Here is a 26,253-nt window from a genome sequence, read left to right as displayed (position 1 = left end):
TTCTTATAATTTTATCGCTACCCATTCCTAGCACAAACAACCCAGAAATAAACAAGGCCATCGGTAAAACAGACTCTTTTACGATTGGTGTATCAATCGCACTCCCTTGAACATAGAACACCACAAGAATTACGCTCACCGTCGTGAAGCAATGCACCACATACAATCGCGTTCGCTTCGTACCGGGTGTCACGCTGGCAAGGTAATAAAACACGACACCGGAAAGTAAAATAAAGAAAAATATCTGAAAAAATATCACTACGTGTGGCCTCTACCGGATTCGGCTACTCTTTGGATCCACCAATATAAAAGAACGGCGCCTCAACGAGGCGCCGTTCTTTATCATGAAGCCATATCAATGATAAAAATGCGAGTTACGACGCAGCCATTACTTTCACTGCATCATTGCTTTCACCGCACCAAACAGTTTCACCGCCAACAGCACGACACCGCCGCTGAACAGGCCAATTGCGGCATTCACGACGGCCGGCAACATCAACGCGCCGCCCGGTACCACGGCTGCTTGCTCAACCAGGTGATCGAGCAAAATGTGCGAATGCGGAATGCTGTGCACCACAATCCCGCCACCGACCAAGAACATCGCAATGGTGCCGACCACCGCCAAGAATTTCATCAGGTATGGGGCAGATTTGATCAAGCCGTTACCGAACCAACGCTTAAGCGTGCCCGGCTCGCTGTGATCGACCAAATAGAATCCCAAGTCATCCAACTTCACAATACCAGCCACCAAACCGTACACACCGATGGTCATCAGTACTGCAATCACGCTGACCACCAGCACCTGCGTCAGCATAGGGGCGGTTTGCACCGTGCCGAGGGCAATCACAATGATTTCAGCAGAAAGGATAAAGTCCGTCCGGATCGCCCCTTTGATCTTGGTTTGCTCATAAGCCAGCAGATCGGCTTCGGTTTCCATCGGCACAGCATCCACAGCCTCGTCGGTTGCATGACTGTGGAACAGTTTTTCGATGACTTTTTCAAAACCCTCAAAACAGAGGAACAAGCCACCCAGCAACAACATCGGCGTGATCAACCACGGGGCCACCGCACTGATCAACAAAGCCGCAGGCACCAAGATCAACTTATTGCGAAATGACCCTTTGGCGACCGCCCATACCACCGGCACTTCGCGCTCAGCGCGCACACCCGTCACCTGCTGCGCATTGAGTGCTAAATCATCACCCAACACACCTGCCGTTTTACGTGCGGCAACTTTACTCATGACCGCCACATCATCAAGTACGGTGGCAATATCATCTAACAGCGTGAGTAAACTGGCTCCAGCCACAGGGCACCTCTATATTTTTCTTCTCAATATTTTCGTTAACGTCAATGTGGTCTGTCGCGATACGTTCAAGCACCACACTCAAAATGTAACAAAATATTACCACCATCGGTGCCATTGTGTGCACACTATTTTATCCAACTGCATGATCTTTCAGACACACAGCGCTTTTTGTCGCGCCCACTCATTCACCCTGCAGCCTTCACAGTAAAACACTGCCTTGTTACCGGCCCCCAATAGCTGTCCGGGTAAATATCTTCCACAAACACCCCGTCGGTATACGCCCCAATGGTGCGGCGCCAAAACGCCACAGCGTGATCAGCTCCGGCTATCTGCTTGCTTACCCACTCCCCGGGCATCATGGCAAACAGCTGATGGGCAAATTGCTGCCCCATGCGGTTTTGACGAAACACAGGCACCACATAAAAATCACAGATCTCATAATGCCCAGGTGCTGTCTCCGCAATGGCCGCTAACCCTGCTGGCGCATTATCGATATACAACAAAAAACCATAGACATTGCCACCAATCAGGGTGTCCATGGCGAAGATCCCTGACTCATCCGGCGTCTTCTTGGTATAAACGGAAAACTCGGCTTCATAAGGCTGACTCAGGTTCAGATACACCTGCATGTTTGATTCATCGACCGTGACAATATTCACTGTGCTCTCCTCTCTTTTCATCGGCTACAAACAGCAAAAAGGGCACGTCTGTGCCCTTTTAGGTTAGTCACTGCCACTGCCAGCGTCACTGCAAAGAGGAAAGTTTCCCGTTATTCCTTTTCGCTGGCCGGTGAGGTAGCGGGTTGTGCAACTGGCGTTTCAAGCAGATGGGTTTGTAAAAAACGGTCCATTGCCTGATACGCTTCAAGGCGATTTTCCAGCTGCGCAAAACCGTGACCCTCGTTCTCTTTCACGATGTACTCTACCTCCACACCGCGTCCTCGTAGTGCTTCAACAATCTGATCTGATTCGCTTTTCACAACACGTGGATCTTTGGCCCCTTGCAACACCAGCAAAGGCGCTTGAATGTTATCAACATGGAACACCGGTGAGGCCGCTCGCATCATCTTGGCATCGGCAGGATTGTCTTTATCCCCGACCTTCTCTTTCATCATCGCGAGGAAAGGCGCCCAATACGGCGGGATCGCATCCATGAAGGTAAACAGGTTGGATACCCCGACATAGTCAATCCCACACTTATAGAGATCCGGCGTAAACGTCAGCCCCGCCAAAGTGGCATACCCCCCGTACGAGGCACCATAAATACACACATCCCCGGCTTTTGCATAACCTTGGTCGATAGCCCAGTTCACCCCATCAGTAATGTCGTTCTGCATGGTCTGTCCCCACTGCTTAAACGACGATTGCCAGAATGCTGTGCCATAACCGGTCGAGCCTCGAAAGTTCATTTGCAACACGGCAATCCCACGGTTAGCAAACAACTGCACTTCAGAATTAAAGCCCCAGTAGTCTCGTGCCCACGGGCCACCGTGTGGCAGTACCAATAGCGGTAAATCTTTTGCTGATCGGCCTTTAGGCAGGGTGAGGTAGCCATTGATGGTCAGCCCATCGCGCGAGGTATACGAAATCGGAGTCATCGGCGCCATATGTTCCGGGTTGTGCCACGGCGCTTGATCCGCCAATTTAGTGAGCACGTCCGACTGCCGGTCATACAGGTAATAGGAGGGGCGCGCCACATCACTGTACGCTAACACCGTAAAGAGATGCTCAGCCCGATCCGTACTGGTGATTTCTATCTCACTGTTGGGTAACCGTGCCCGCAACGCGTCATAGGCCGCCTGATAGCCCTCATCCATGATCACATGGTGGGTCTTGTCGGTCACATACGTCACACTGACCAACTTATTCAGCGCATGCGAGTAATGGGCACTGCTCACATCCACATCCGGGTGAGCAAAGATCTCACGCACTTCCTGATTGGTGCTGACGTCATATTCCACCAGCGCCATTTTGTCACGGGTGATGGCTGATAACGCATACAGGTTTTTATTATCGGGGGTAAAAGCCACCGGATAAAAAGCCTGTTTAAAATTCAAGTTTTTCAGAGTACGGAAAGGTTGGTCAACACTGTCACGGTATAACAAGGCGGTGTTCACCCCATCCGAAGTCGCCAGTGCGCGAATGTCACCGTTATGATCCGTCATCCAATGGCGTACATTGCCGGGATTTTCCGCCACCACGGTCGTCTGCCCGGTTTTCAGGTTATACCGGTAGATATCAAAAATTTGGGGATCTCTTTCATTGGTCGAAAAGAGAATGTCATCCGGCTGCGATGGCAACACATCCACGACGTACGCCAGCACCCCCTTTTGCGGCGTGATCACCCGCTCTTCCCCCGTGGTGACATCCACACTGACAAGGTAATAATTTTCATCACCGCCGGTGTCGCGGGAGTAGATAATCGTGTTATCCCCGACCCAGAAATATTCCGCGATATCCCGTCCCGTAATGGCAGTGATACGCTTTTCTGCATGGGCATCGCCAACCGGATGAACAAACACATTCATGCGATCCTGCCAGGGTTTGAGCATCGCAATGTATTCACCGGTGGGTGAAAGCTGATAACTGCGCACCACCGAATTACGGAAAAAGTAATCGACCGGATACACAGGCGGGATCTCACTGGCGACGGTGGTTGCCGACGGGGTAGCGCCCGCCCCATTATCAGATGATGACGTTTGACTGCATCCAACCATCGCGAGCCCCAGCGCAAGGGGGATCCATTGCTGACGTGTGAACATACATACACTCCTTGTGACACGCTTCTTTCCAATAACCGTATCCTACCGTGAACATAGCTCGCTTCACCTGCTTATTTTTTAACCTACCATTTTGCTCGCAAAGCCCACCGTAACTTGAATTTCAGCATATTATGCCTTGCCATTTAGATTGTGTTTTGAAGCCAGTATCCACATGCATATTCCTCTCCTTTTTATTGTTAATGGGACTTTGCACCACACGAAAACACAAAGCGCAAAAGAACGATAACTGCGCCTTGTGTGACACAATGCCAATCCTCTTTTTCTGTTAGTCGTCTGCATCAATGTTCAGTACACTACCGGGCTTTGTCTCACGCGACTTATGGATGGAACATTTTGCAGACACTTTCTCAGCTTAAATCGGGCGAACTGGCGGGCGTTCAGCGCTTAAAATTATCCGAGCATTTAACGACGTTTCCTTTAGAGATTTTGTCTCTCGCAGATAGCTTAGAAATTTTGGACTTGTCGGATAACCAGTTATCGTCATTGCCGGATGAATTTGCCCAGCTGACAAAACTGAAGATCTTCTTTGCGTCCAACAACCAGTTTGACACCCTGCCTGAAGTGTTGGGTCAGTGCCCGGAATTAGAAATGGTGGGACTTAAAGCCAACCAGATCAAACACGTACCGGCACAGGCATTACCGCAAAAATTACGTTGGCTGATCTTGACGGAAAACCAGATTGAAACCCTGCCGGATGCCTTGGGTGAGCGTCCTCGTCTGCAAAAACTGGCTTTAGCGGGCAATCGCCTGACGCAGTTACCGCAGACCTTGTCGCAACTGGACAACCTAGAGCTAGTGCGCATTTCAGCTAACCAACTCACCGAATGCCCGGATCAATTGCTCGGGCTACCGAAACTCGCCTGGTTGGCGTTTTCCGGTAATCCGTTTAGCCAATCAGACATCAAAAACCACACCGTGCCGTGTGTGCCATCAAGTGATTTCACCTTGTATCAGGTGCTGGGCCAAGGTGCGTCGGGCGTAATTTCTAAAGCCTCATGGCTTCACGCCCAAGATCGTTTCCCCGAAGACATTGCCGTTAAAGTATTTAAAGGCGAAGTGACCAGTGATGGCTACCCGGAAGACGAATTACAGGCTTGTCTGAAAGTGGGACACCATCCCAATTTGGTGCAGTCGTTGGCACAAGTGAATGAAGAAGGCTACCTGGCTTTGATCATGAATTTGATCCCAAGCCATTACCGCAACCTAGGTTTACCACCGACATTCAGTACCTGTACCCGCGATACGTTCCCGACAGGTTTTACGCTGTCGATCACGCAAATCGATAAGATCGTGGCACAAATGGCCGATGTGTTTGCGCACCTGCATGCCAACCAAGTGTGTCATGGCGATCTCTATGCCCATAACACCTTGTTTGATGACGATGCGAATATCATTTTCGGGGATTTTGGTGCCGCGACCATGTATCACATGCTGAACGACACGCAGCAAGCGCAAGTGAAGCAGATTGAGTACCGAGCCTTCCTGCACTTCATTGATGATCTGCTGAGTGTGTGTGCGAAAGAGGATCAAGGCAGTGACATGTTCCTGCACCTCAAGCAAATGGCGCAACAAGAGCAGCCACAGGTATCACACAAGGCCGCGTGATCTGACCGAGCTCCAACAGCTCCAAACGATAGAGCCAAACGACAGACAGAAAAAAAGCGGTGTCTTCACACCGCTTTGGATTTTTTCTCGTTGTATGTTCTAGCAGCCCATCGGCTTACAGCTTATTCCACGCATCTTGCCAGTAAGCACTGGTACCCGGCGCATAGGCGGCACTGGCGCACCAGCCTGAGTTTGGCCATGGCTTACACTGGTACAGATTGTTATCCGTCCCCTTTACGATATCGCCTTCTTGATAGGCCGTACCCGCTTGGTACGCTGGGTATTCACCCGGTGGGGGTGGTGTCACTTCAGGCTTGGGTGCTGAACAGCCGTTATCAGCCACTTGCTTCCACACGCCCCATTCGCCTGTAGTGCCCGGCTCTTCACCTTGCGTCCACCAGCCTGCCAGCCATACCGCGCCATTGTGCGACACGTGATCACCCGCGACATAAATGGCCTGCGCCGACCACATGTTCTCACACCCTTCCACGGTCACGATACGCTCAGCTGTCACCGTTTGGCCCGCACTGTCTGTCACCTGGTACACCAGCACGTAGGTGCCTGCATTGTTGACATCCACATTGCCGGAAACCAACACCACAGCCGACAAATCCCCGTCTTCCACATCGTGTGCTGACACGCCGTTCATCACATCAAACGCGGCGCCCAGATCCACCGTGACATCCTCAATGCCCGCCAGTACCGGCTTTTCACTGAACACTTCGACGGTACGGGTTACCACGGTTTCACTTTGCGCACTGTCGTAAGCCTTGTAGGTCAAGGTGTAGACACCGGCTTTCTGGTTATCGACCTGCCCTTCAATCACTAACGATGCGGTCACATCACCATCAAAGTCATCTGTCGCGCTCACGCCTTGGCGAGGATCAAACGCTTCACCTTGAGCAATCACCACATCGTCAGCCCCCAGAATCGTCGGTGCTTCACCCGCTTGTGTGGTGATCACCGTGGCAGACAGTGACTGCTTCGGCGCCTCCAACGCCGCCGTATCGAGCACTTCACCCTCACACATCACCTGTGCTTCATACGGCTGCAGCGCAGTTTCAACGTTAATGTGGAAACGGTTCATCATGTCCGACGTCAAACGGCGGTTATACAGGTTGTAAGTCAAGGTACCGGCTTCTCGGGTTTTCACCGACAACTGACACGATGACGGCGAAAACGCATCCTCATACACGGAGCCGTAAGCACCATGAAGGGCTGGGTAAATGTAGCTCGGCAAGGTATTTTCCGGATCGTAGTAACCCACAAGCGTGGTAACTGGCACGCCTTGTTTCACCGGTGTCAGCGCAATGGTCTTGTCCAGTACATCGCTCTCCACTTCCACCCATGCGCCGTTGGTAAACTGGTAAGCAAATTTTTCATTTGTCTTCAGCGCGCGTGTTGTTCCATTCACATGTACGTAAGCCGTCCAGCCGGCCCAGGATTGGAATTGGGCCACTTTGCCTTCAAACGCCGCATCATCCAATAAGTACAAATCACGCGCCCAATCGCCGTTACCCAAGCTAAAACGGATCGCATCAAACTGGCTGTAAATCGTATGCAGTTCAGTGCTTTCCGGGCCGAAGAGATGCAGCGAGTTATTATCGGCAATCTGCTTAATTTCAAAGGCCAGATCATCGGCTACACGGTTTTCCCACGGCTCCATTTGCTGCGAGTCTGAGTTCCACTTACTGAAACCGGTTGGTGAGGCCAAATCAAAGTTCGCTTTCTGGGTCATGAAATCCTGAAACACACTTAACTCATACGGCACATGCAAGGTATACGCATTGTGCTGCGGATACATCGGCCAACCGCCTGACATGGTACCGGTACCAAACCCATGCCCGGCAAACGGCTCTGCACACTGGCCTTCATAACACATCGGCGTGTTCGTGATTGCCTTGGTAAAGTTCGGCAGGAAGTTATTGTGTTTTTCATCCCAGCCCCATGCGGAGTTGCGCTCGGTTGAACGGTTATGGACCGCGCCCAAGAAACCGCCCAGGTAATGCGAGCCCGCGCCAAGTTCATGGCCGATTTCATGGCTGAATTCATTGCCCGTGGAGTTCGCAACAGACGCAACGCCCGCATACGAACCCAACATGCCGTGTACGATGTTGCCATCGGTATATTTACCGACTGACATGTTCACCGTCACCTGCGCGGCATGGTACGGGTTATTGATATTCCATGCGGCATGAGGGCGTACTGACGATGAGTTCACCCCGTAGTTCGCGCTGTTGATCCCCGCAGACACCAGCTCACGGGCCACCCAGTAGTGGGAGTCACTGCCATAACCATCCGCTTTACTTGGATCGTAATCTTGCAGTAAGCGGCCATTAGGCAGCATCACTTCAGCAAAGTAGATCGGCTCATACGGGTTGACGGTCAACTTACTGATTTGCAAATTCTGGAAATACTGGCGTTGCAGTTCGCGGTCCATCACAAACGCAAACTGCTCGCGTGGCGGTGTCAGCAAACCAATATCCACCGCATTCAGTACAAAGTGGGTACTTGCCCCGATTTTCACGGCATTCAATACCCCTTCCTGTCCGTTTACGGTCGAAAACGTCAGGGTCAGGCCCGGCTGTACCGCTTCTGCTGGCAAAATCGCGGTGTACGCTTTATCGCTGTACGCCACGTTTTTGATATCAATGTCCGATTGGGCGAACCACTTACCCTTCTGGTTTTTATAGGTAAATTCATTGCCGGCACTGAGCGTATCAGTACCGGTGGAATAGGTGATAAACGAGTTATAGCCAGCATAAGACGTGAACGTCACACGCTTACCGTGAAACGCTTCTCCTTCCGGCAAAATAAAGTTTTGTGCCCAACTGCCATCCGCCGTTTCTACCTGAATGGTATCGTGCTCTGCCAACAGCTGTGCAAACGCCGCCTGACCTTGCGCATCGGCAATGCTGCCCAACGGACCGTTGCCCGCCACTTTGTGATCAAACTGGGCAGGTTTTTCGATGGTGATATTCAAATCATCACGCTGACCCGCCACTTTTGGCAGCTGGCTCGGCAGTGACATCACGCTCTGATGCACAACCTCACCCTGGCTGTTTTTCGCCGTGAGCGTGATAGGAGTCGTCAGTGAAAAAGTCTCATCCTGCGGCTCAAAAATCACCAGCGTTTTACGTAGCGCAACCAAATGCGGTTGGCGATCATCCTGCACCTGATGCACGGTTGGCATGATGATGCTCTGCGCCATGTTCACACTGCCGAGCAGGCGGCCTTGTGTATCAGACGGTAACGCTTTCTGGCTGAAGTAGTGAATGTCTGTTGCAGACGATGGAGTGGCAAACGCTGATCCTGCCGCGAGCAAGGCTGGGATCAAGCAAGCAATGTATGTCTTTTTCATTATTATCCAAATTGCTAATAGCGATATTTATCAAGAATATAGGCGAGGTCTTTCCATTCCTTTAGAGCGATGATTTTTTCCTTGAACTAACCCCTCAAAAAAAGAATTCGGGTATGTTCCATGCGAAAAGCACTGAGTCATCATCCTCCACGCCGGCCTCTTCCCTACACGGGTGATGAGACAGACCTGAACAGCGGCGCCTAAACAAAAGAGTGAGTGGCCATAAAAAAACCCGCACGAGGCGGGTTTTTTCTTTTTTCAACCAAGGTCACTGAGTGCCCGGTTTGTCTGTATCCTTATTGAGGATCTAGACCTAGTTTCTGTAGAACCAGTTTAAAGTTCTCACGACGCTCTTTCACGTTGTGAACGTCACCGGTTGAACACGTCAGGTCTGGACAACCACGGTTAACGATACCTGAAACGTCATCGATGAACTGAGAACCTTTCAGGCCGCTATCAACGTACTTCTTGATTTCGTTGTAGTAGTTCCAATCCGCGTACTGACCGCCTTCATCGTTGTAAGCCTGTACTGATGTTACCCAGTAGAACAAACCTGCAATCCACTTAATTTCTTTGTTCTCTTCAGAGCTACAGATCAAACCTGGGTTTGAACAGAAATCAAGTTCTGCGTACAGCGGGTTCGCTGGTGGCGCTTCAACCGTTACACCGTCAATCGTTTTACCGATGGTTTCTGGGTCAACGTGTGAACGACCTAGGTAGTGGTTCAGCGTACCGAAGTTCTGACGACCTGTGGTCTGGATTACACCACGGCCCCACCAGCCACAACCTTCAACACTTTCCTGGCTGCTGCCGTCCCAAATGAAGCTACCGGCTTTCTGGCCCACGTATGTCTTACACGTGTCACGTTCCCAAACCTGCTTAGACGTATCCACTTTCTCTGGAACATCGTTACAGTGACCATTGTTAGTCCAACGACCTACTGCGCCGTTTACTAGCAGGCCACGCTCTTCCAGTACTGCATCAGGTGCTGCGAATACCGGAGCCGGTGCGCCGTACCATTTAGCGTGCGTCAGTGCGCTCACTTCCATCTTGTTATCACGAGGACAAGAGTAAGCGTGATCCAGACCAGACACTGGGTTTACACCGTAGTCTGCGTACTTCTGACCTAGCTGACCACAGCTTGCCGTCATCGGGTAATCCGCTGGCGCGCCGTATTTCACTTCAGACCAGTTGTTCTCGTCACATGCGTTGTAACGAATCGTTTCCTGCATACTTTGTGCTAGGAACGCAGCAATCGCGACTTTTGCGTATTTGATGTTGGTTTCATCATCCACGCCTTCGTTCATCAACCAGAACTTGTTGCCTGCAACACCGATGTTGTGCATTGCATTCAAGCCGTCCAGGAAGTCATTCCACTTGTACACCGTTGACGGGATCCACTGTGACTGTGGCGTTTCGTACAAGAATGCTTCGTTATCCATCGCGTTCTCAGCCGCTGCTAGCTGCTGGTTCAGCGCTTCAATGCTCGTTAGAGAGCCTTTCTCTAGCTCTTCACCGACGTAGTAAAGAGGCACTTTCGCGTTCTGGTAACCGTCGATCTTGTTCGTTAGTTCAGAAGAATCTGTATCGAACATAATCGCGAATACGTTGCTGTAAGCCGCTTTACGTAGCTGAGGTTTACCCGCAGCATCACCCATGAAGTAGCCAGACGTTTGCGCTGTTGGCATGTTTGCCAGCATGGCTGGTGACTTCACGTAGTCAGTGACTTGCTTCACGTACTCTAGGGCGTTGTGCCACTGCTCGCTGTTCAGCGCTTCCGTTGCACCCGACTTAGTGAACACAACGAAGTCCGCTTTGTTCGCTGCATCCGCTTTGTACAGTTCAAAGCTATCCAGTAGGTCTGCAGTAAATACTGACGCTTCATCCCATACTGACTGACGGCCAGAATGTGTATCGAAAGCAAACTCACCGATGCTTAGCGACCAACCGAACGTCGCTTCTGGTGCTAGCGTTGTGATGATCAGGTTGTGCGCTTGTGCCCAGCCTTTCACATCGTTGCTCAGTGCGTTGATAGCATCCAGGTCAATCTTGCTGCCTGTGCTTTCAACAGCGCGTGTTAGCGCTTCTTTCACTGATACTGCGCCCAGTGCTGCGCCTTTATCGTTGGTTGCCAGATCAAGCACATCGCTGTTGATGATGATTGATGCAGTACCCGCTTGCTCTGCCTGCTGGATGATAGACACAAACGCACGCGTTAGTTTGTCTACGTTCGCCAGCGCATCGCTGTTGATTGTATCGATAGTCAGTGTCGCAGGTGCCGTTGTAGATGGGCTTGCAACAACAAACGTGTTTGGCCAACCTGCTACTTCCAGACGGATTGGATCCATCGGGTTTTGTAGAGACAGTACTGGTGCCGTACCTGGTTCAGAGCCATCACAGTTCAGGTGAAGTGCCCATGATGCATCGCTGCCTGGTACAGACTGTGTCCAGTAAATCGCCGAGTAAGCGATGTTGTTGTGAACCATAATGTCACCGCCACCTGCGTGGTCACCACGTGTCCAGTCTGGGTAAACATTGAAGTCTTCACATAGCGCACCTGGTGGTGTCACTGGTGGCTCAACTGGCGGTTCTACCACGTCTTGCTCAACGGTGATTTTCACACGCGCTGATGACGTTAGGTTCTGTGCATCGGTCGCAATCGCGTTCAGTGTGATGTCGCCGGTCGTGGTTGGCTGCCAGTCACACGCAAACTCATTGGTTGCCGCTGCATCAAACGTACAGATTTGCTGGTTACCCGCTTTAACAACCACTTTCTTCAGGTCGTTATCCACGTCTGTTGCATTAACAGAAATAGACACGGTGTCTTTTTCGTTAATGGTTGTGCCGTTAGCTGGGGTGATGAATTTCACTACTGGTGCAGTAAAGTCTTCCGTCACTTCTTCTTTAACAGTCACAGAAACAGATTGCTGCTCAAGCTTCTGGTTGTTTTTGTCCAGTACAATCACGTTGATTGTCGCACTACCCGCTTCTACTGGTGTCCAGTTTTGCGTGTAAGTGGTTTGGTTCTGGTTAACAACTTTTACAGATAGCTTCTGGTTGTTTGCCCAGAATTCCACTTTTGCAGCCAATTCGCCGTCAACGCTTGCTTTGATCGCAACCACGTCGTTCGCGTTCACTACCTGACCCGCCACTGGCGACAGTACAGACAGTTCAGTTGGCTCTGGATCTGGGTTGGGACCTGGGCCTGGTTCGTCTGAACATTCAGTCAGTTCCCAGAACCAAGAACTTGCGCTTGGGGTTTCCCAAACACCTGGGTTGTTCTTCGCGATGAAACACTGATCGTTGTAAGACACAACATCGCCATTGCTCACCTGCGTTTGACCTGGGATGAATGGGATCACATCGCCTAGATCAGGGTTCGGGTTTGGACCCGGAGTTGGCTCTTCTGGCTCTTCCGGATCTGGGTTCGGCTCTGGCTCAGGACCTGGGCCTGGTTCGCCTGAACATTCAGCCGCCGACCAGAACCATGAACTTGCGTTTGGCGTTTCCCATACACCTGGGTTGTTTTGAGCAACAAAACATTCGCCGTTGTAAATGACCATCTCGCCATTTTGTACTTTTGTTTCGCCTGGAACAAAAGTCACCACATCAGACGCGTGTGCGTCTGCGGCATGCAAATAACCACTAAACATCACACCCGCAAGTGCAATTGTTATTTTATTTAATTTAGTCACAGTTTAGCTCTTCTGTTATTTATTCGTCTTTTCAGACAAATTAATTCGTTATTAAAAGGGCGTGTCATGGATGATGATTATGATTCACGCCCTCCGTTGCGAACTCATGCTTACAGTTCAGCGTGATGGAGACGATAGCGTGGGTCATCGTCAGTCGATTTTATTTATCAACACGTTTAAAGCCCGCTATCAGAAACAATACCGGTCTGTTTTGTTTTCATAAATCATCCAAACATGAAATCGACAGGCTTATATTAAAAAATCAGCACTCATCGTTTCATGAAAAACCAGAACATCAATCTCAGTTAACATCCTAATTTTTCTGTATTTAACTACGAAAAATCGCATTCTCCACGAGTGATTTCTCAATTCTGTGATATTGGTTCAGTTTTTTTATTTCAAAAGCGTGTAAGAAAGAATATTCCTACAAGATTTCATGCTTATTTTTCATGCAAATTAGCGATTTATATGAGCACCGAGGCATAAATTTATCTCTTTTGTCAGAACATACGGTGCAAGAAAATATGCCACTCGTGCTCATGGTAAGGTGAAAGGAAAAAGACAAACCTGCCAGCACACTCAAAATCACAGCAATCCGTCGAAGAAGCCACCACTTAAACCAACGCTTCAGATCGTGTGCCATTGGTAAGAGAAACTCGAAAACAGGTACAGATAGAGCCTGCGTGAGGAGAAAATAAAGCACAGGGATTATCAACAGACAATATAATCAATGAATATAATCCAAGCAGAAACCATGTTAATAATATACATTATCAACATGTAGCTCGATGTATATATCAGCGACATTCACTCGACAGCAAAACAATCAACGCATCACAACAATAATGATATTACGCCTCTAATTAACACGCCTTTAATAAAGATGCCTTTCACAAGTCGCAATAAACACGAACAATCGTAAAAATACATATAGGCCATGATGACCGATGGAAAAATAAACCCCCAAATAACCTGACAGTACATCATCCCAAAGGCGTTAATGACATTTCCCTCTGAGGTGAATACATCTTTTTTGGGTCATTTCATTGCACATCCCTCTCCTCCCCCATTCACACCATAAATTGCGTGAACGCTCGCATCTTTCTTCCCTCAGAACTGAATGGATTGGATCTTTACCTCTCGGTCATTACTCTGGCTGTCATTACGCCCTATCCATTACGTTCAACGCGGCATTCAAACAAAAAAGAAGGACTGACTGCATGAAAGCCCACCCACATTTTCAACAGCAATTGGCAGACGTCATTGCCGATATTCAAGAGAACGGCTTTTACTTTGCTGAGCAACGCAAACATCTTCTTCGCACGCTTAATGAACTGGAGAATACATCCGCACAAGCTGACGCAACGCATGCAGACATCGGCCTCATTCACTATTACATAGGGCTCATCAGTAGCGACGAATATTTGGGTAAAGAAGAGGCGTTGAAACGTCTCTCAACCGCAGCAGTTATGCAACAACAAGCCAGCTTTTTATCAGACATGCAGCAAGTAAAACTGGCGCTCGTATTGGGCGAACTCCATCGCCGATTCGGTCATGACAACGAAGCCGTCCACTATTTAAGCCTAGCCGCCGATTTGGTTGACGATCCTTCCAGCGATCCCGATTTACGTATTGGCGCACTCCAGTCTGTCGCCTATCACTACCATGAAATGGAAATGTATCAACAAGCACTGAGCCTAAACTTAGCCGCAAGGTACACCTGTGTAGAGCACTTCCCTGAAGAATGGGATGCCGAGTTACCCCTGCTGCAAAACTTGGCAGAAAACACCTACTGTCTGGGTGAATTTGCACTCACCGAAAAGTACCTGCATCAAGTTGTGGAGTACGCCGTAAAACTGGAAGACGAAGAGGTTGAGGTTAACGGCTTATTCAAGCTTGGCGTTTTAGCCTTTGAACAGGGTGAAACAGATACGGCGCGAGACTACCTGCAACAAAGCCTGCAAGCCGCTGAACGTTCCGGTGATGATGATCTGATCGCAATGGCGCAGGCTAATTTAGAGGGGTGGGAAGCGCGCATGGCGTAAACGCTTCGGCTTTGCCCCAAACAATGAACTGCCTCGCACAATAACCGACAGGCATTGTTTATAGATTGCTCAACAATAACCACAAATTCTATATTGATTTATTGCGCATTGATGCAGCAACACGTCGGTCGCGGCATGTCTTCATTCCTCTGAGTACATAACGCGACCTGTCCGTGATTCATTGTATGTAGGATTGCTATGAACGTTCTCACACCGTCTTGGATTTCACTGGCACTGTTATGTGCCGCCACATCGGTTTCGGCTGTAGCGAATGACACTTTCATCCCGCCACAAACTGACCACGATTTCTTTTCCGGCGAATTTCAGCACTATCAGCAAAGCAGCGGTAAAGTGGTGGCAACCTACATTGGCAATTGGGTGGATCCCTCCGTGGTGGCGGATATCAATGGCGATAACCTGACCCACCTGATTTATGCGTTCGTGGAAGTCTGTGGCGAGCAGCAAAGAGACGTGTTGGATGAGGTGTGTAAGAATATTGCCGATCATCGATTGGCCGTTAGCGACAACACCGTCGATACCACCTTTATCGCGCAGTTTGAGCAATTGAAACAACTCTATCCGCACCTGAAGATTTTGCTTTCGATCGGCGGCGGTGGCCGTTCTGCCACCTTCACCCAAATGGTCGCCAGTGAGGCCCATCGACAAACGTTCATCAATTCAACGCTGGATTACCTGGCAAAATATCCGGTGTTTGATGGGATCGACATTGATTGGGAGTACCCCTTAACCGCAGAAGAAGGAAACGGGTTTGCGTTGTTAATGGCCGATCTCAATGCGGGTTTGGCAACACTGGAGCAACGCACTCAGCGCCAGTACATCAACTCAGCCGCTGTAAACACCATCGATTACCTCACTCAATTTGTGAATTACCGTGAGGTTGCCCCACATACCGATCTTATTTTTCTGATGACCTACGATTTGTTTGGCAGCTGGTTTCCAGACAACATCGGTCACCATACCAACCTGCAATCCCACCCAAACAATGTGAAAAAGGGCCATGATCACAGCGTGAACCGCGCCGTCGAAAAGTTTATCGACATGGGCGTGCCAGCGGACAAGCTCGTGATTGGTGTCGCCAAATATGCCCGAGGCTGGCAAGGCGTGACCCCGCCTGACAAAGGGGGCCCATTTGGCACCGCTGCGACAGAGTTGTTCCCTCTCGCCACACAACCGGGGGATGAATCAGGCGTGATCACCTATGCCACGTTGTACGACACCCTATTGGGTAAAGACGGCAAAGGACGTGATGGGTTTGAGATCCGCTATAACGCCGACTGCGCCTGCCATTATGCATGGCGACAAAAAGACGGGGCGTTCGTGACGTTTGACCACCCTTACGACGTGTATCAAAAAGGCCGTTACGCGGTAAAACACAAACTGGCAGGTGTGTTTTCGTGGGCTTACCAACAAGACAATGGCGACGTGTTGAATGCGATGAATGAAGGCGTTGGTAATACGCCTTATCGTCAGAAATAGCTTCTGCTCTCGGCTCACCGATAACAAACAGCGGTCGCATCAACACGCAACCGCTGTTGTTTTTCATCGAAAAAGCCCACAGAAACGGTTATCCCGCTCTCGCACCGTTTGGCATTTCGTTTCGTTTTTAATCGGGGCGTATTTCATCCGGCTTCCTACATACGATAAATCAGAAACCTCATTGTAAGTGTTACCTCTCATTTTCACGACCGTGAATACAAAGCCAGAATAGGGAAATCACAGATAGCAGTCTTGAGTGAGTTTCACGCAAAAGCCCGCCCCTTCAAGCACCACACCCATTCGAAAATGGAATAGATGCTATAGCTTTTCGCTCAGTTACATTCAACAAACCACACAGATAAGATACCTCCATCGCTTGAACGGCACGACCCATCAGTCACCGAACACACGCATTTTTATTAATGGCAACTCACGAAGCGCCATCAAATAAAGAACGATAAGTGGCAAGGCAATATGTCCACTCATCTTATTTTTTAATGCGCTATATGCCTGATGAAAAACCCAATTTTAATGTTACGAGGAAATAAAAATGGATATGCAACAAAAACTACAGCAATTGCTAGATAAACAAGAAATGACAGAAGTGATGTACAAATTTGCCCGCGCTTTAGACCGCGTTGATGGCGAACTCATGAAGTCAACCTACTGGGAGGATGCCATTGAAGAACACCAAGATCCTATTTTCCCTGATCTGTTTTTCTACAATGACAATGCCCATGCGTTTGTCGAGCCAGCAATGGAAGGTTTCCGCGCCCTGAAAGCCACTCAGCACCGTATCAGCAATCCTCTGATTGAAATCGATGGCGATACCGCAACCGCTGAATGTTATGTGTGGGCATACCATGTGCACGAAGAAAATGGGGTTGATAAAGAAGGCATTCTAGGTGGCCGTCACCACTTCCTATTCGAACGTCGCAATGGTGAATGGAAAATCAAACATCGCTCTACGGTTTTTGATTGGAACCAAAATCAAGATGCCTCTGCCATTTGGGCGGACAACTACAGCGACAAATATCGTGGCAAACGCGATAAAAGCGACGATAGCTACAACTACATCAATATCTAATTACCTTAACGGCGAAGGGGAGTCTCGCTCCCCATTGCTGAACGCGTACATCACCACACTCGATTCAAATATAAAGCCTTAGAAGTGATGAAAATGAATTTACCCCAAAAACTACTCGCCACCACTTTGCTGTTAAGCGCAGTTACTGCCAGCGCCGCTGAAGATGCCAACGTCATCGACAGTATGCAGGCTGACGTTCAACAACAAAATGTTAGAACATTCATTGATCCAGCGCTTAAGGGGCCTTTAGATCAGCTTCCGCCAGAGTTGTCTCTCATCACCAAAGCGTCTGTCCTAGAAGCAAGAGCCACGGTACACACGATGTTGAAATTCCCGGACACTCCGGGAGTCACGGTGGAAAAGAAGCAGATCTCGACGAGTGAGGGGAACGTGCCTGTTTTCATTTACCGCCCTGAAAACAGTCCGGCTATTACGCCTGCCATTCTGTGGATCCATGGCGGTGGCTTTATTATGGGACGCGCAGACAGCAACGATTTTGCGGGGGAGTTTGCCAAAAAATTAAATGCTACGGTGATCTCTGTGGAATACCGACTGGCCCCGGAACATCCCTTCCCAGCAGGGCACAATGATGTATATGCGGCATTTTTGTGGATGGTAGAGCACGCCCAAAAACTGGGGATCGACCCTGACCGTATTGCCGTTGGTGGCGATAGCGCGGGCGCAGGTATGGCAGCAGGCATGGTGTTACACAATCGCGATGCAAAAGGCCCTGCTATTGCACTGCAATTACTGATTTATCCGATGCTGGACAATTTACACAACACGCCATCAGGCTCCATTGAAGACTACCCTGTTTGGAACCGACAAACCTCATTTAATGCTTGGGAAATGTATCTGGGGGGTAAGAACCCGGGTACTTCAGCCTCTCCATATGCGGCGCCAGCAAGGGCAAAAGACGTTAGCGGTTTACCGAAGACATTCATGACTATTGGCACTGTTGACTTGTTCAGAGATGAGGTTGTCGACTATGCCCAACGCCTGATGGCAGCAGGTGTACCCACTGAGCTCGCCGTTTTCCCAGGCATGTACCATGGTAGTCAGGTATTTGTACCTGACGCTCCAGTTAGCCAAAAAATGCGTAACGCCTACCTGTCAGCCTTAAAGGATGCTCTATATAAAAAGTAATCCGTCATATTCTGGTCAATGAGGAAACCTCATTCATAGAAAAGTACAAGCATATTCAGTATTAGGCTAACCATGATAAACATTTTTTCTATTATCTTCGTTGTTTTCGCCGGCATGGGACTCTCATTCGAAGCCGGTATCTTAGGCCCTCTTGGCTCACAAGTTGGCAAGCTCTGGGCAACGATGAGTATTGTGAGTGTGGGGACATTAGTCCTGTGGCTCGTCGACTTTTTCACGCCTCAAAGCAAACAGTATAAATGGGAGGAGATCCCACGCTGGCAGCTCATCGGGGGCGTGTTGGGCTCACTGTATGTAGTGGTACTCACTCTCGCGACGCCTATAATTGGTGTTGCCATGACCATGGTTTGTGTTTTATTCGGTCAAATCACTAAAAGCTTTGCTATCGATTATTTTGGCTGGTTCGGCGTGGCGAAAAAGCCGACAAATCCACTGCGCATTATTGGGCTTCTCTTTGTCTTAATCGCACTGTGCTTTAGCTATATCGGAGCCATTTCATGATTCTCGTTATTATACTTGCCATCGCATCCGGCATGGCACTCAGCACCCAAGCGGCAATCAATGGGCAGTTGGGAGAAAAAATCGGTGTGGTAAAAACCGCCCTCATTACGTTTGGTATTGCGACCGTCATTACCGCGCTGCTTATCTTATTTTTTGAGCCGGTCTATGCCTCTAATTTGCTTACCGTACCGAAGTGGCAATTAACGGGGGCGTTCTTTGGGATCTTGTATCTCGTCGTTATGGTGGCGTCAGTCCCACGAATCGGCATCGCCATCGCGACGGTATCGACGATACTCGGCCAAATGATGATGAGTATGATCATTGATACACAAGGCTGGTTAGGCAATGCACCGATAGCGCTGAACCCATGGCGAATCGCTGCCATGGTGTCTATCGCAATCGCACTCTGCTTCATTTACAAAGCCAATCAGGCTGAACGCAACCATTAAGTTTCATCTTCATACAAAAATGGGGAAATGACGGCATCACTCAGAAAAATGCCGTCATTCCGCTCACATCGCGGCCTTTTCCACGTAAACACTCCCCCATTGCCGATCCCCTATCCTTCCAAATTACGCTGAAAGTGGTGCACTTCTGCCCCGGCTTTTACCCGGTATAACTTTGCCTGGCGTTTACCTGTGATCGCCATTTCATCGAGTTCTTCGAGCATGTCTGCCGACTCAATGCGCCGGATCAGCGATTTGCGCTGAATAGGACGGCCAATCAACGTCTCAATCACATCTTTCAGTTGCCCAATGGTAAATTGCGCAGGCAGGCAATACACCGGCAGCATGGAATACAACGCTTTTTGTACCAGTCGCTGTTGTGCATCGGTAATGATCTGGCGGTGGTCAAACGCAATGCTCACCGACGCCAACGAGGCCACATCCAACCATTGTGCTTGTTCGACGGTGGCGATTTGCGATTGCGCATCCTGATAGCCGATCAGTGCAAAATAGGCCAGCGTGACACTGAACCCGCGCGGATCGCGCTCATGGCCGGAATAGGCTTTGAACTGCTCCAAATAGGTCGGTTCAATGCCGGTTTTGTCCTTCAATTTGCGATTTGCCGTGGCCTCGGTATTCACATCCTGCGCCACATCCACGTATCCGCCCGGTAACGCCCAGAGCCCTTCATACGGACTCTGGGCACGTTTAACCATCAATACCTTCAGCCGTCCATCCACGACCGTAAATAGCACGCTATCGACGGAAAATAACGGCTGTGTAAATCCCTGCATCTTACCTACCTTCTGTTTGGCCTTTGATTTTAGTTTTGCTCTCACGGTGCACGGCGGCACGCTTTCCTGCTGGGCACGCGCATCAAAAGTGTCATTGAGACATAGTAATCAACCCTCGCCCATTCAGCAAAACGTTACAACCATTCTTTGCGATACCTCGCACATTCAGCGTGAGTAAGAGAAAAATGAAAATTGTGCATTTTTCAACCTTGACAAAAGTGTCCCTCTGACACATTAATATAAATGTCACAGGGACACATATAAGGAGATTCATCATGTTCGGTATCACTTTTTTCAAAGCAGACCCTTCTACTTACGTCATGCTCTACAAAAACGGCAAACTCACCAAACAAGGCACCGGGATCAATTTCTACTATCACGATCTGGGCGCTTCCCTGTTGGCCATTCCCCTCAACAGTCAGGCCATCCCGTTTGCCTTTGCCATGAAATCCAAGGACTACCAAAACCTGACCGTACAGGGGCAAGTCACTTACCGCATTGCGCACCCCGATGTGGCCGCCAACATGCTCAACTTCACCGTCGATAAAAAAGGCCAATACCTGTGCGATGATCCCGAGAAAATCCAAGAACGCGTGGTGCGCGCGGTGCAGGTGCTCGTGCGCAACGAAATGGAAGAACGCACACTGGTGGAAGGATTACGCTCGGCCAAGGTGCTGAGCCGTGAAATCCAAGAAAGCCTGCCATTGCAGGTGTCGCTGACCAGTATCGGCATCGAGGTCAGTGAGTTTTCCGTCACCAACATTCAGCCCTCACCCGAAGCCACCAAGGCATTAGAAGCCGAAGCCCGCGAGGAAATGCTCAAGCAAGCCGACAATGCGATTTACTCGCGCCGACTGGCCAGCATTCAGCAAGAGCAGCAGGTCAAAGAGCGGGAGCTCGATACCGAACAGGCAGTTAACGCTAAACAACAAATGTTGGAGAAGCAAAAGCTGGAGGCCAAACGTGAACAACAGCGGCAGCAATTCTCGATTGAACAGGAAAAAATCGCAGCGCAAACACAGAATGAGCAGGAACGTGCACAGTTGGTGGACTTGGAAAACAGCAACAACAACGCCCGTGCCGATGCCAACGCCTACAGCATTGAGCGCACCTTAAAAGCCTATGAAGTGATTGATAGCGAACGCTTGAAGATCATGAGCCAGAGCGGCCTGGCCCCAGAGCAACTTATCGCGCAGGCGATTGAGAACCTGACCCGTGGCGATAACAAAGTGGGCAGCCTGAACTTCTCACCGGAACTGCTTCAGATGCTGACCAAGCACTAACACCTGTTACGTTCATTGAAGACAAGCTCATTGAAAACAAGCCCATTCAGGCAAGGAGGACACCATGCTCACGGACAGAAAAATCGTACTCGTTACCCGCAAAACCCGCTTAATGGCATTGCAGGAAAAATACTGCACCTTGGGACAAGCCAAGTTCTACCTTGAACACTTGGGGGAATCGTTCGAGGTGTACGAAGACGAGCACCGCCGCTATCAGGAAGCGACGCAACAGGCCGCGAAAACACTGGCGACCATTGGCAAAGTACAGCAGCTCGAACGTGAGCTGCTGCCCACTTATCTCTTCCACCCGTCCGATATCATTGTGGTGCTGGGGCAAGATGGCTTAGTCGCCAACTCCCTCAAATATCTGGATGGTCAGCCGGTGATTGCCGTAAACCCGATGCCGGATATGTTTGACGGTATTCTGCTGCCGTTTCGCCTTACCGAATTACAGGCTGTGCTGCTTCATGCGCTAGAAAGTCACACGCCAGAAAGCCATACTCTCGATAGCCAAGGTGCCAACACAAACAGCCGCATAAAATACCAATCCGTCACGCTGGCGGAGGCCACCACCAACTTGGGCGATCGCCTGTTGGCCGTGAATGATTTGTTTATCGGCCCGCAAAGCCACACATCTGCCCGCTACCAACTGCGCCAGCAAGAGGTACAGGAAGAGCAGTGTTCCAGCGGCATTATTGTATCAACAGGGTTAGGATCAACAGGCTGGATGAAGAGTATCGTGACTGGGGCGCAAGCCATCTGCCAGCGCAGCGGCACGGCTTATCAGCCCAAAGCATGGGATAGCCGTTCACTGACTTTTGCGGTGCGGGAGCCTTTTCCGTCGGCGACCAGTCAATGCAGCCAGATCTTCGGGGAAATTACGCCACAAAGCCCATTGCAACTGACTTCTCACATGGCAGAAAGCGGCGTGATTTTCTCAGACGGCATCGAACAAGATGCGATCAGTTTTAATGCAGGTACCGTGGCGACCATTACCCTCAGTGACAAAACCGGGAGCTTGGTGGTGGGGTGAAGGGCGTTACTCTAAAAACCATAAGCATCTCTCTGTTAGTTATTTTGTCTAACTAAAAGGTGTCTATCAAGTCGGTGGCTATTCACTCCTCGAGTGGTAAGAGTATTAGAGCGGATTGTTGCTTGGCGCGGTTACCCAAACTAACTACGAATGGATAACTGGCCTGAATTCATATCGTCTACGTTAGCTGCATAGGCAGAGCAGCATCAAATCAAACTAGAGTTCATCAACCCCGGCACACCAACGAAAAACTCATATGTTGAACGATTCAGTCGAACTTACCGCGACGAAATGCTCAATATATATGTCTTCAAAACACTGAATGAAGTACGAAAACTCACCGAAAAATGGTTCATTGAATACAACGATGAACGACCACACAGTGCGTTAAATGATCTGACGCCATGGGAATACCTGGCTAAGTCAGAACACTTGGAAAACTCTAAATTAGGGTGCCACTAAAAATGGGATGTTTACATTAAATTTGGATTAACAGAACAGAATTTGCAACTCTCAACACATAAGTATCTGGTAGCATATAGCGATATACGAACTTAGTTCGTTGAATACAATGTTATGTATTCAATCAATATATAAGTAGCGTTGATGGAGAGAAGTTTGATGACAAAGACATGGAAGTTATTTGGGGTTCTTTTGGGTGCGGTTATTATTTGGGGGAGTATTTACATCAATAACCTTTTTTGGGCTGAAAAAGGGGGGGATTACATCAATATCCCTTTTGGGCCTGAAGTGTCTATCACGAGCGCAGAGTTTTATGAACGCTTAAAAAAAGGGGATGAACTGCCATCAAAGTTGGTAGTTATCGGTTCGGTGGATCGCAAAGGCAGACTTAAGATGAGACTGCCCAAAGATTTGACCATTGAAGGCGATTTTACCCATGTCGACTCGACAATCCTAACAATGCCAACGCGACTCGTGGTTTCGGGGGATTTATCATTCGAAGACGCAAAATTTACCGCATTACCTGATGAGTTAAAGGTAGGCGGAAATTTTAGACTAAAAGAATATGCATTGACTTCAATACCCGTGGGCTGGCAACTCTTAGGCAGTATATCTTTGCAAAAAACCTCACTTGAAGAACTACCTGATGGTATGCATGTTGCGGGAGATTTAGATCTTTGGCGAACAAATTTGCGAAAGTTACCTTCTGATCTTGTGGTGGAAGGTAGTTTGGATGCTTCAGAAACAAATATATCTGAGTTTCCTAAATCCATTCGTGTCGGCGAGAGTATATATTTAAGTGAAACAAAAATAACCCAGTTTGAAAGTACGAGCCGAAGAATAAACGGCGATTTATTCTTACATGATACAAAGCTGACGAGTTTCCCTGACGATATGGTAATTAAAGGTTCACTATCATTATCTAGTATCTCATTATTAACGTATCCAAAGAACCTCTCTGTGGGTAAAAATCTATTCCTTGACGCTGATGCGCAAGGGCGCTTCCCTGATTGCTTTGATGTTGGTGGGCAGATTTCTCTTTACAACGGTTCGTTAAAGTCGACCTGTGGTGTCAATGCTGGTCTGATGTTGGTGCAAACCGACATCTCTGATTTTGATGGGGAATTTAAGGTACCAGGGTTTTTCGATATAACTTCAGATCAGCTAGAGAGTCTTCCTGAGGCGTTTGCAGTAGGTGGTCAACTTAGTATAAGAAGTGAATCACTAACCGTTTTACCCAGTACGCTTAACGTTAATGGCGATTTGAGCTTAAAGTTGCCTAATTTAAAAGCCATGCCAGAAAACTTAACAGTGGCTGGTAATGTAGAATTGTTTAGTGGCACATACAGATTTGGCCCAAATACTATAATACAAGGTAATATCAGGGAGCTAGAATCAAATGTTATACTTCCTGATGGGATAACCATTGGTGGCGATTTACAGCTTAGCTACGCCAAAACGGAAACGTTGCCAAATAATCTCACGGTTAAGGGTAAACTTGACCTTTCACATTCTAATATATCGGCATTGTCTTCAGGGCTTACAGTGTTCGGAGATATGGACCTTTCAAATACTAGCGTATCAGATTTACCCTCAGAGATTACTGTGTTGGGTGATTTAAATTTAAATAAAACCATTATTGAGACACTTCCAGAGGATTTAGTTGTTAACGGTGAGCTCAAATTAATACATTCGAGAATTCGCTCTTTCCCAAATTCTATCACGGTGGGATCCCATATCGACTTAGGTTTTTCTGACATCAAAAGCTTACCTGATAATTTAACTGTGAATGGCGACTTAAATATATTCAGTACTAATATCGAAGCATGGCCAAAAAATTTCACAGTGAAGGGAGACCTCGATTTGAGAAGGTCCCAATTATTACAAATACCTATGCCAGATGATGTGGTGGTGGAAGGGAATATATATAGAAAATAGAACTTGCTGTGACTTCGGATGCGTGTAGCGGTGTTTTCAAGATAGTTTTCACTAGTTGGTCGATTATTAAACTGCTTCTCTTTCGGGATTCAAGTGTAAAGCCCCGATAGGTTGGCAGTTCCTCATATTCTTTGACCAACTTTCCAGTTTCTTGCTTCGAGCGATAACTCAATACATGTTGTTGCTCGAATTTAGTTATCTTTCACTCCAGCAACAGATAGCTCTCTTGTTCGGCTTGTTGCAAAAAATTCAATCTAGCCCAAAATTTCACTCATTCCCCTCCAATCTAGGATCTGCCCCTCAATTAAAAAATATCTTTACAAACAGTTGGATACCACCCGGTTTCAACATGACTGGATAATTTCTGGCTGTTTACTCACATCGGGGAAGTAATAAGGTATGGATTACATACAACCATAACGTAGACTCACCTTTCCATATTAACGACTCAAATTCACACCAAGGCTCATTGTTTTGATTCCAAGGTAGAATCGTTACCGTCGCCACCATTACCCTCAGTGACAAAACAAGGAGTTTGGTTATGGGGGGAGGAAATCGCTCTCACAAGATCAGCGAGAGCGTAAATCAGCCATTGCTGCGATGATGGGTGGATACAATATCAAATACAGTGCGGTATACGCGATGATTTCAAAAACTGACATCAAAGCAAAATCATCTCGTACTGTCTCGATATAACTCCATAACGCGCACACGATCGTATTCACGATGATCACTTCGACCAATCGTATGGGTAAAAACGCTTTATCAAAAGCATGGGCGTACAGCGCGATAATCATCACTAGCGTACTGATCCCACTATACAACTCCACTAACGGGGAAGACATATCGAGAGTAACGGCATGAGGAAAGAATAAAAGTGCCAAGGTATAAGCGAAATACAAGCCCGTTAAACCATAGAAGAGTATTTTTGAACGCTTCCTAGACATTATTACCATTTTATCGCTTCGCTCCTTGATTAATTTTCCAATAAAGAATGGCTGTACTCACATCATAACGCGTCATAAATCCTTTGATGTGTCTGTCATCAAAGTGCTGTGGTCGATACCTGACTGCACTCGCTATATCATCAAGCGCACTCTCGCCATTGTTTCGGAAAGCAAGTACCTCTTCTTCAGTGAGTCTAAGTTCTCGCGTAAAGATCGCGGAAGAACCACAGACTACCGAAAGGTAAAAGTCACTCTCTTCCTCAAAAAGCATCCAACTCCAGTTACTTTCAAGAATAACCTGCAT

At 48.6% G+C, this 26,253-nt stretch carries 18 protein-coding genes and 1 pseudogene; 11 read left to right on the top strand and 8 right to left on the bottom strand.

Annotated elements, in window-relative coordinates:
* Positions 1-394: 394 nt before the first annotated feature.
* The 3 genes from ABT58_RS19415 to ABT58_RS19405 form a co-directional block, all read right to left on the bottom strand.
* Positions 395-1,309, bottom strand: coding sequence for a DUF808 domain-containing protein (locus ABT58_RS19415; RefSeq protein WP_047876096.1), 915 nt, complete (start codon positions 1,307-1,309; stop codon positions 395-397).
* A gap of 185 nt (positions 1,310-1,494) precedes the next feature.
* A complete protein-coding gene (locus ABT58_RS19410) occupies positions 1,495-1,968 on the bottom strand; it encodes a GNAT family N-acetyltransferase (protein WP_047876095.1) in 474 nt (157 codons plus the stop codon).
* Positions 1,969-2,078: 110 nt separating this feature from the next.
* Positions 2,079-4,070 (bottom strand): alpha/beta hydrolase family protein, encoded by a 1,992-nt coding sequence (locus tag ABT58_RS19405; RefSeq protein ID WP_047876094.1) that lies wholly within the window; start codon positions 4,068-4,070, stop codon positions 2,079-2,081.
* Positions 4,071-4,424: 354 nt separating this feature from the next.
* Here ABT58_RS19405 and ABT58_RS19400 point away from each other — a divergent pair, with 354 nt between their 5' ends.
* Entirely contained in the window at positions 4,425-5,696 is a 1,272-nt protein-coding gene (locus ABT58_RS19400; RefSeq protein ID WP_047876093.1) for a leucine-rich repeat-containing protein kinase family protein, read from the top strand.
* Between the two features lie 115 nt (positions 5,697-5,811).
* On the opposite strand, the gene ABT58_RS19395 is transcribed toward ABT58_RS19400, so the two are convergent.
* Both ABT58_RS19395 and ABT58_RS19390 read right to left on the bottom strand, forming a co-directional pair.
* Positions 5,812-9,057, bottom strand: coding sequence for a M66 family metalloprotease (locus ABT58_RS19395; protein WP_047876092.1), 3,246 nt, complete (start codon positions 9,055-9,057; stop codon positions 5,812-5,814).
* A 296-nt stretch (positions 9,058-9,353) separates the two neighbouring features.
* Positions 9,354-12,752: an Ig-like domain-containing protein gene (locus tag ABT58_RS19390; RefSeq protein WP_047876091.1), complete on the bottom strand. Its 3,399-nt coding sequence runs from the start codon at positions 12,750-12,752 to the stop codon at positions 9,354-9,356.
* A 1,220-nt stretch (positions 12,753-13,972) separates the two neighbouring features.
* On the opposite strand from ABT58_RS19390, the gene ABT58_RS19385 reads away from it, so the two are divergent.
* The 6 genes from ABT58_RS19385 (at position 13,973) to ABT58_RS19360 (ending at position 19,495) form a co-directional block, all read left to right on the top strand.
* Positions 13,973-14,797, top strand: coding sequence for a tetratricopeptide repeat protein (locus ABT58_RS19385; RefSeq protein ID WP_047876090.1), 825 nt, complete (start codon positions 13,973-13,975; stop codon positions 14,795-14,797).
* A gap of 198 nt (positions 14,798-14,995) precedes the next feature.
* The gene (locus ABT58_RS19380; protein ID WP_047876089.1) at positions 14,996-16,294 is read left to right on the top strand and encodes a glycoside hydrolase family 18 protein; all 1,299 of its coding nucleotides are present in this window, start codon (positions 14,996-14,998) and stop codon (positions 16,292-16,294) included.
* Between the two features lie 550 nt (positions 16,295-16,844).
* Positions 16,845-17,381 (top strand): nuclear transport factor 2 family protein, encoded by a 537-nt coding sequence (locus tag ABT58_RS19375; RefSeq protein WP_047876088.1) that lies wholly within the window; start codon positions 16,845-16,847, stop codon positions 17,379-17,381.
* Between the two features lie 93 nt (positions 17,382-17,474).
* Positions 17,475-18,527: an alpha/beta hydrolase gene (locus ABT58_RS19370; RefSeq protein WP_053063142.1), complete on the top strand. Its 1,053-nt coding sequence runs from the start codon at positions 17,475-17,477 to the stop codon at positions 18,525-18,527.
* Positions 18,528-18,599: 72 nt separating this feature from the next.
* Entirely contained in the window at positions 18,600-19,046 is a 447-nt protein-coding gene (locus tag ABT58_RS19365; protein ID WP_047876087.1) for a DMT family transporter, read from the top strand.
* On the top strand, positions 19,043-19,495 hold the full coding sequence (locus tag ABT58_RS19360; protein WP_047876086.1) for a DMT family transporter: 453 nt from the start codon (positions 19,043-19,045) through the stop codon (positions 19,493-19,495). The genes ABT58_RS19365 and ABT58_RS19360 overlap by 4 nt, the downstream gene beginning before the upstream one ends.
* 110 nt (positions 19,496-19,605) lie before the next feature.
* Here the strand turns inward: ABT58_RS19360 and ABT58_RS19355 are convergent, their stop codons facing one another.
* Positions 19,606-20,286 (bottom strand): NUDIX hydrolase, encoded by a 681-nt coding sequence (locus ABT58_RS19355; RefSeq protein WP_047876085.1) that lies wholly within the window; start codon positions 20,284-20,286, stop codon positions 19,606-19,608.
* A gap of 275 nt (positions 20,287-20,561) precedes the next feature.
* Here ABT58_RS19355 and ABT58_RS19345 point away from each other — a divergent pair, with 275 nt between their 5' ends.
* The 4 genes and pseudogenes from ABT58_RS19345 (at position 20,562) to ABT58_RS23550 (ending at position 25,002) form a co-directional block, all read left to right on the top strand.
* Positions 20,562-21,569, top strand: a complete 1,008-nt coding sequence (locus tag ABT58_RS19345) for an SPFH domain-containing protein (RefSeq protein WP_047876083.1) — start codon at positions 20,562-20,564, stop codon at positions 21,567-21,569.
* Positions 21,570-21,633: 64 nt separating this feature from the next.
* Positions 21,634-22,602: a diacylglycerol kinase catalytic domain-containing protein gene (locus tag ABT58_RS19340; protein WP_047876082.1), complete on the top strand. Its 969-nt coding sequence runs from the start codon at positions 21,634-21,636 to the stop codon at positions 22,600-22,602.
* Between the two features lie 90 nt (positions 22,603-22,692).
* A pseudogene (locus ABT58_RS23820) lies at positions 22,693-23,064 on the top strand (integrase core domain-containing protein); the annotation flags it as partial.
* A 159-nt stretch (positions 23,065-23,223) separates the two neighbouring features.
* Complete coding sequence (locus ABT58_RS23550; RefSeq protein ID WP_053063141.1) at positions 23,224-25,002, top strand: leucine-rich repeat domain-containing protein; 1,779 nt, start codon at positions 23,224-23,226, stop codon at positions 25,000-25,002.
* A 569-nt stretch (positions 25,003-25,571) separates the two neighbouring features.
* Here ABT58_RS23550 and ABT58_RS19330 read toward each other — a convergent pair.
* The gene (locus ABT58_RS19330) at positions 25,572-25,949 is read right to left on the bottom strand and encodes a hypothetical protein (protein WP_146147205.1); all 378 of its coding nucleotides are present in this window, start codon (positions 25,947-25,949) and stop codon (positions 25,572-25,574) included.
* Positions 25,950-25,959: 10 nt separating this feature from the next.
* Positions 25,960-26,253: a hypothetical protein gene (locus ABT58_RS19325; RefSeq protein ID WP_047876080.1), complete on the bottom strand. Its 294-nt coding sequence runs from the start codon at positions 26,251-26,253 to the stop codon at positions 25,960-25,962.

The organism is Photobacterium aphoticum (genome assembly GCF_001029435.1).
Lineage (GTDB): Bacteria > Pseudomonadota > Gammaproteobacteria > Enterobacterales > Vibrionaceae > Photobacterium > Photobacterium aphoticum.
Note: the sequence above shows the minus strand (reverse complement) of the source record. Positions and strands in the feature narration are given on the sequence as shown.

Excerpts from the sequence above, each read along its gene's own strand:
- ABT58_RS19405 (WP_047876094.1), bottom strand. The coding sequence starts at position 4,070 with ATGTTCACACGTCAGCAATGGATCCCCCTTGCGCTGGGGCTCGCGATG.
- ABT58_RS19395 (WP_047876092.1), bottom strand. The coding sequence starts at position 9,057 with ATGAAAAAGACATACATTGCTTGCTTGATCCCAGCCTTGCTCGCGGCA.
- ABT58_RS19385 (WP_047876090.1), top strand. The coding sequence starts at position 13,973 with ATGAAAGCCCACCCACATTTTCAACAGCAATTGGCAGACGTCATTGCC.
- ABT58_RS19380 (WP_047876089.1), top strand. The coding sequence starts at position 14,996 with ATGAACGTTCTCACACCGTCTTGGATTTCACTGGCACTGTTATGTGCC.
- ABT58_RS19375 (WP_047876088.1), top strand. The coding sequence starts at position 16,845 with ATGGATATGCAACAAAAACTACAGCAATTGCTAGATAAACAAGAAATG.
- ABT58_RS19370 (WP_053063142.1), top strand. The coding sequence starts at position 17,475 with ATGAATTTACCCCAAAAACTACTCGCCACCACTTTGCTGTTAAGCGCA.
- ABT58_RS19365 (WP_047876087.1), top strand. The coding sequence starts at position 18,600 with ATGATAAACATTTTTTCTATTATCTTCGTTGTTTTCGCCGGCATGGGA.
- ABT58_RS19360 (WP_047876086.1), top strand. The coding sequence starts at position 19,043 with ATGATTCTCGTTATTATACTTGCCATCGCATCCGGCATGGCACTCAGC.
- ABT58_RS19355 (WP_047876085.1), bottom strand. The coding sequence starts at position 20,286 with ATGCAGGGATTTACACAGCCGTTATTTTCCGTCGATAGCGTGCTATTT.
- ABT58_RS19345 (WP_047876083.1), top strand. The coding sequence starts at position 20,562 with ATGTTCGGTATCACTTTTTTCAAAGCAGACCCTTCTACTTACGTCATG.
- ABT58_RS19340 (WP_047876082.1), top strand. The coding sequence starts at position 21,634 with ATGCTCACGGACAGAAAAATCGTACTCGTTACCCGCAAAACCCGCTTA.
- ABT58_RS23550 (WP_053063141.1), top strand. The coding sequence starts at position 23,224 with ATGACAAAGACATGGAAGTTATTTGGGGTTCTTTTGGGTGCGGTTATT.
- ABT58_RS19330 (WP_146147205.1), bottom strand. The coding sequence starts at position 25,949 with ATGTCTAGGAAGCGTTCAAAAATACTCTTCTATGGTTTAACGGGCTTG.
- ABT58_RS19325 (WP_047876080.1), bottom strand. The coding sequence starts at position 26,253 with ATGCAGGTTATTCTTGAAAGTAACTGGAGTTGGATGCTTTTTGAGGAA.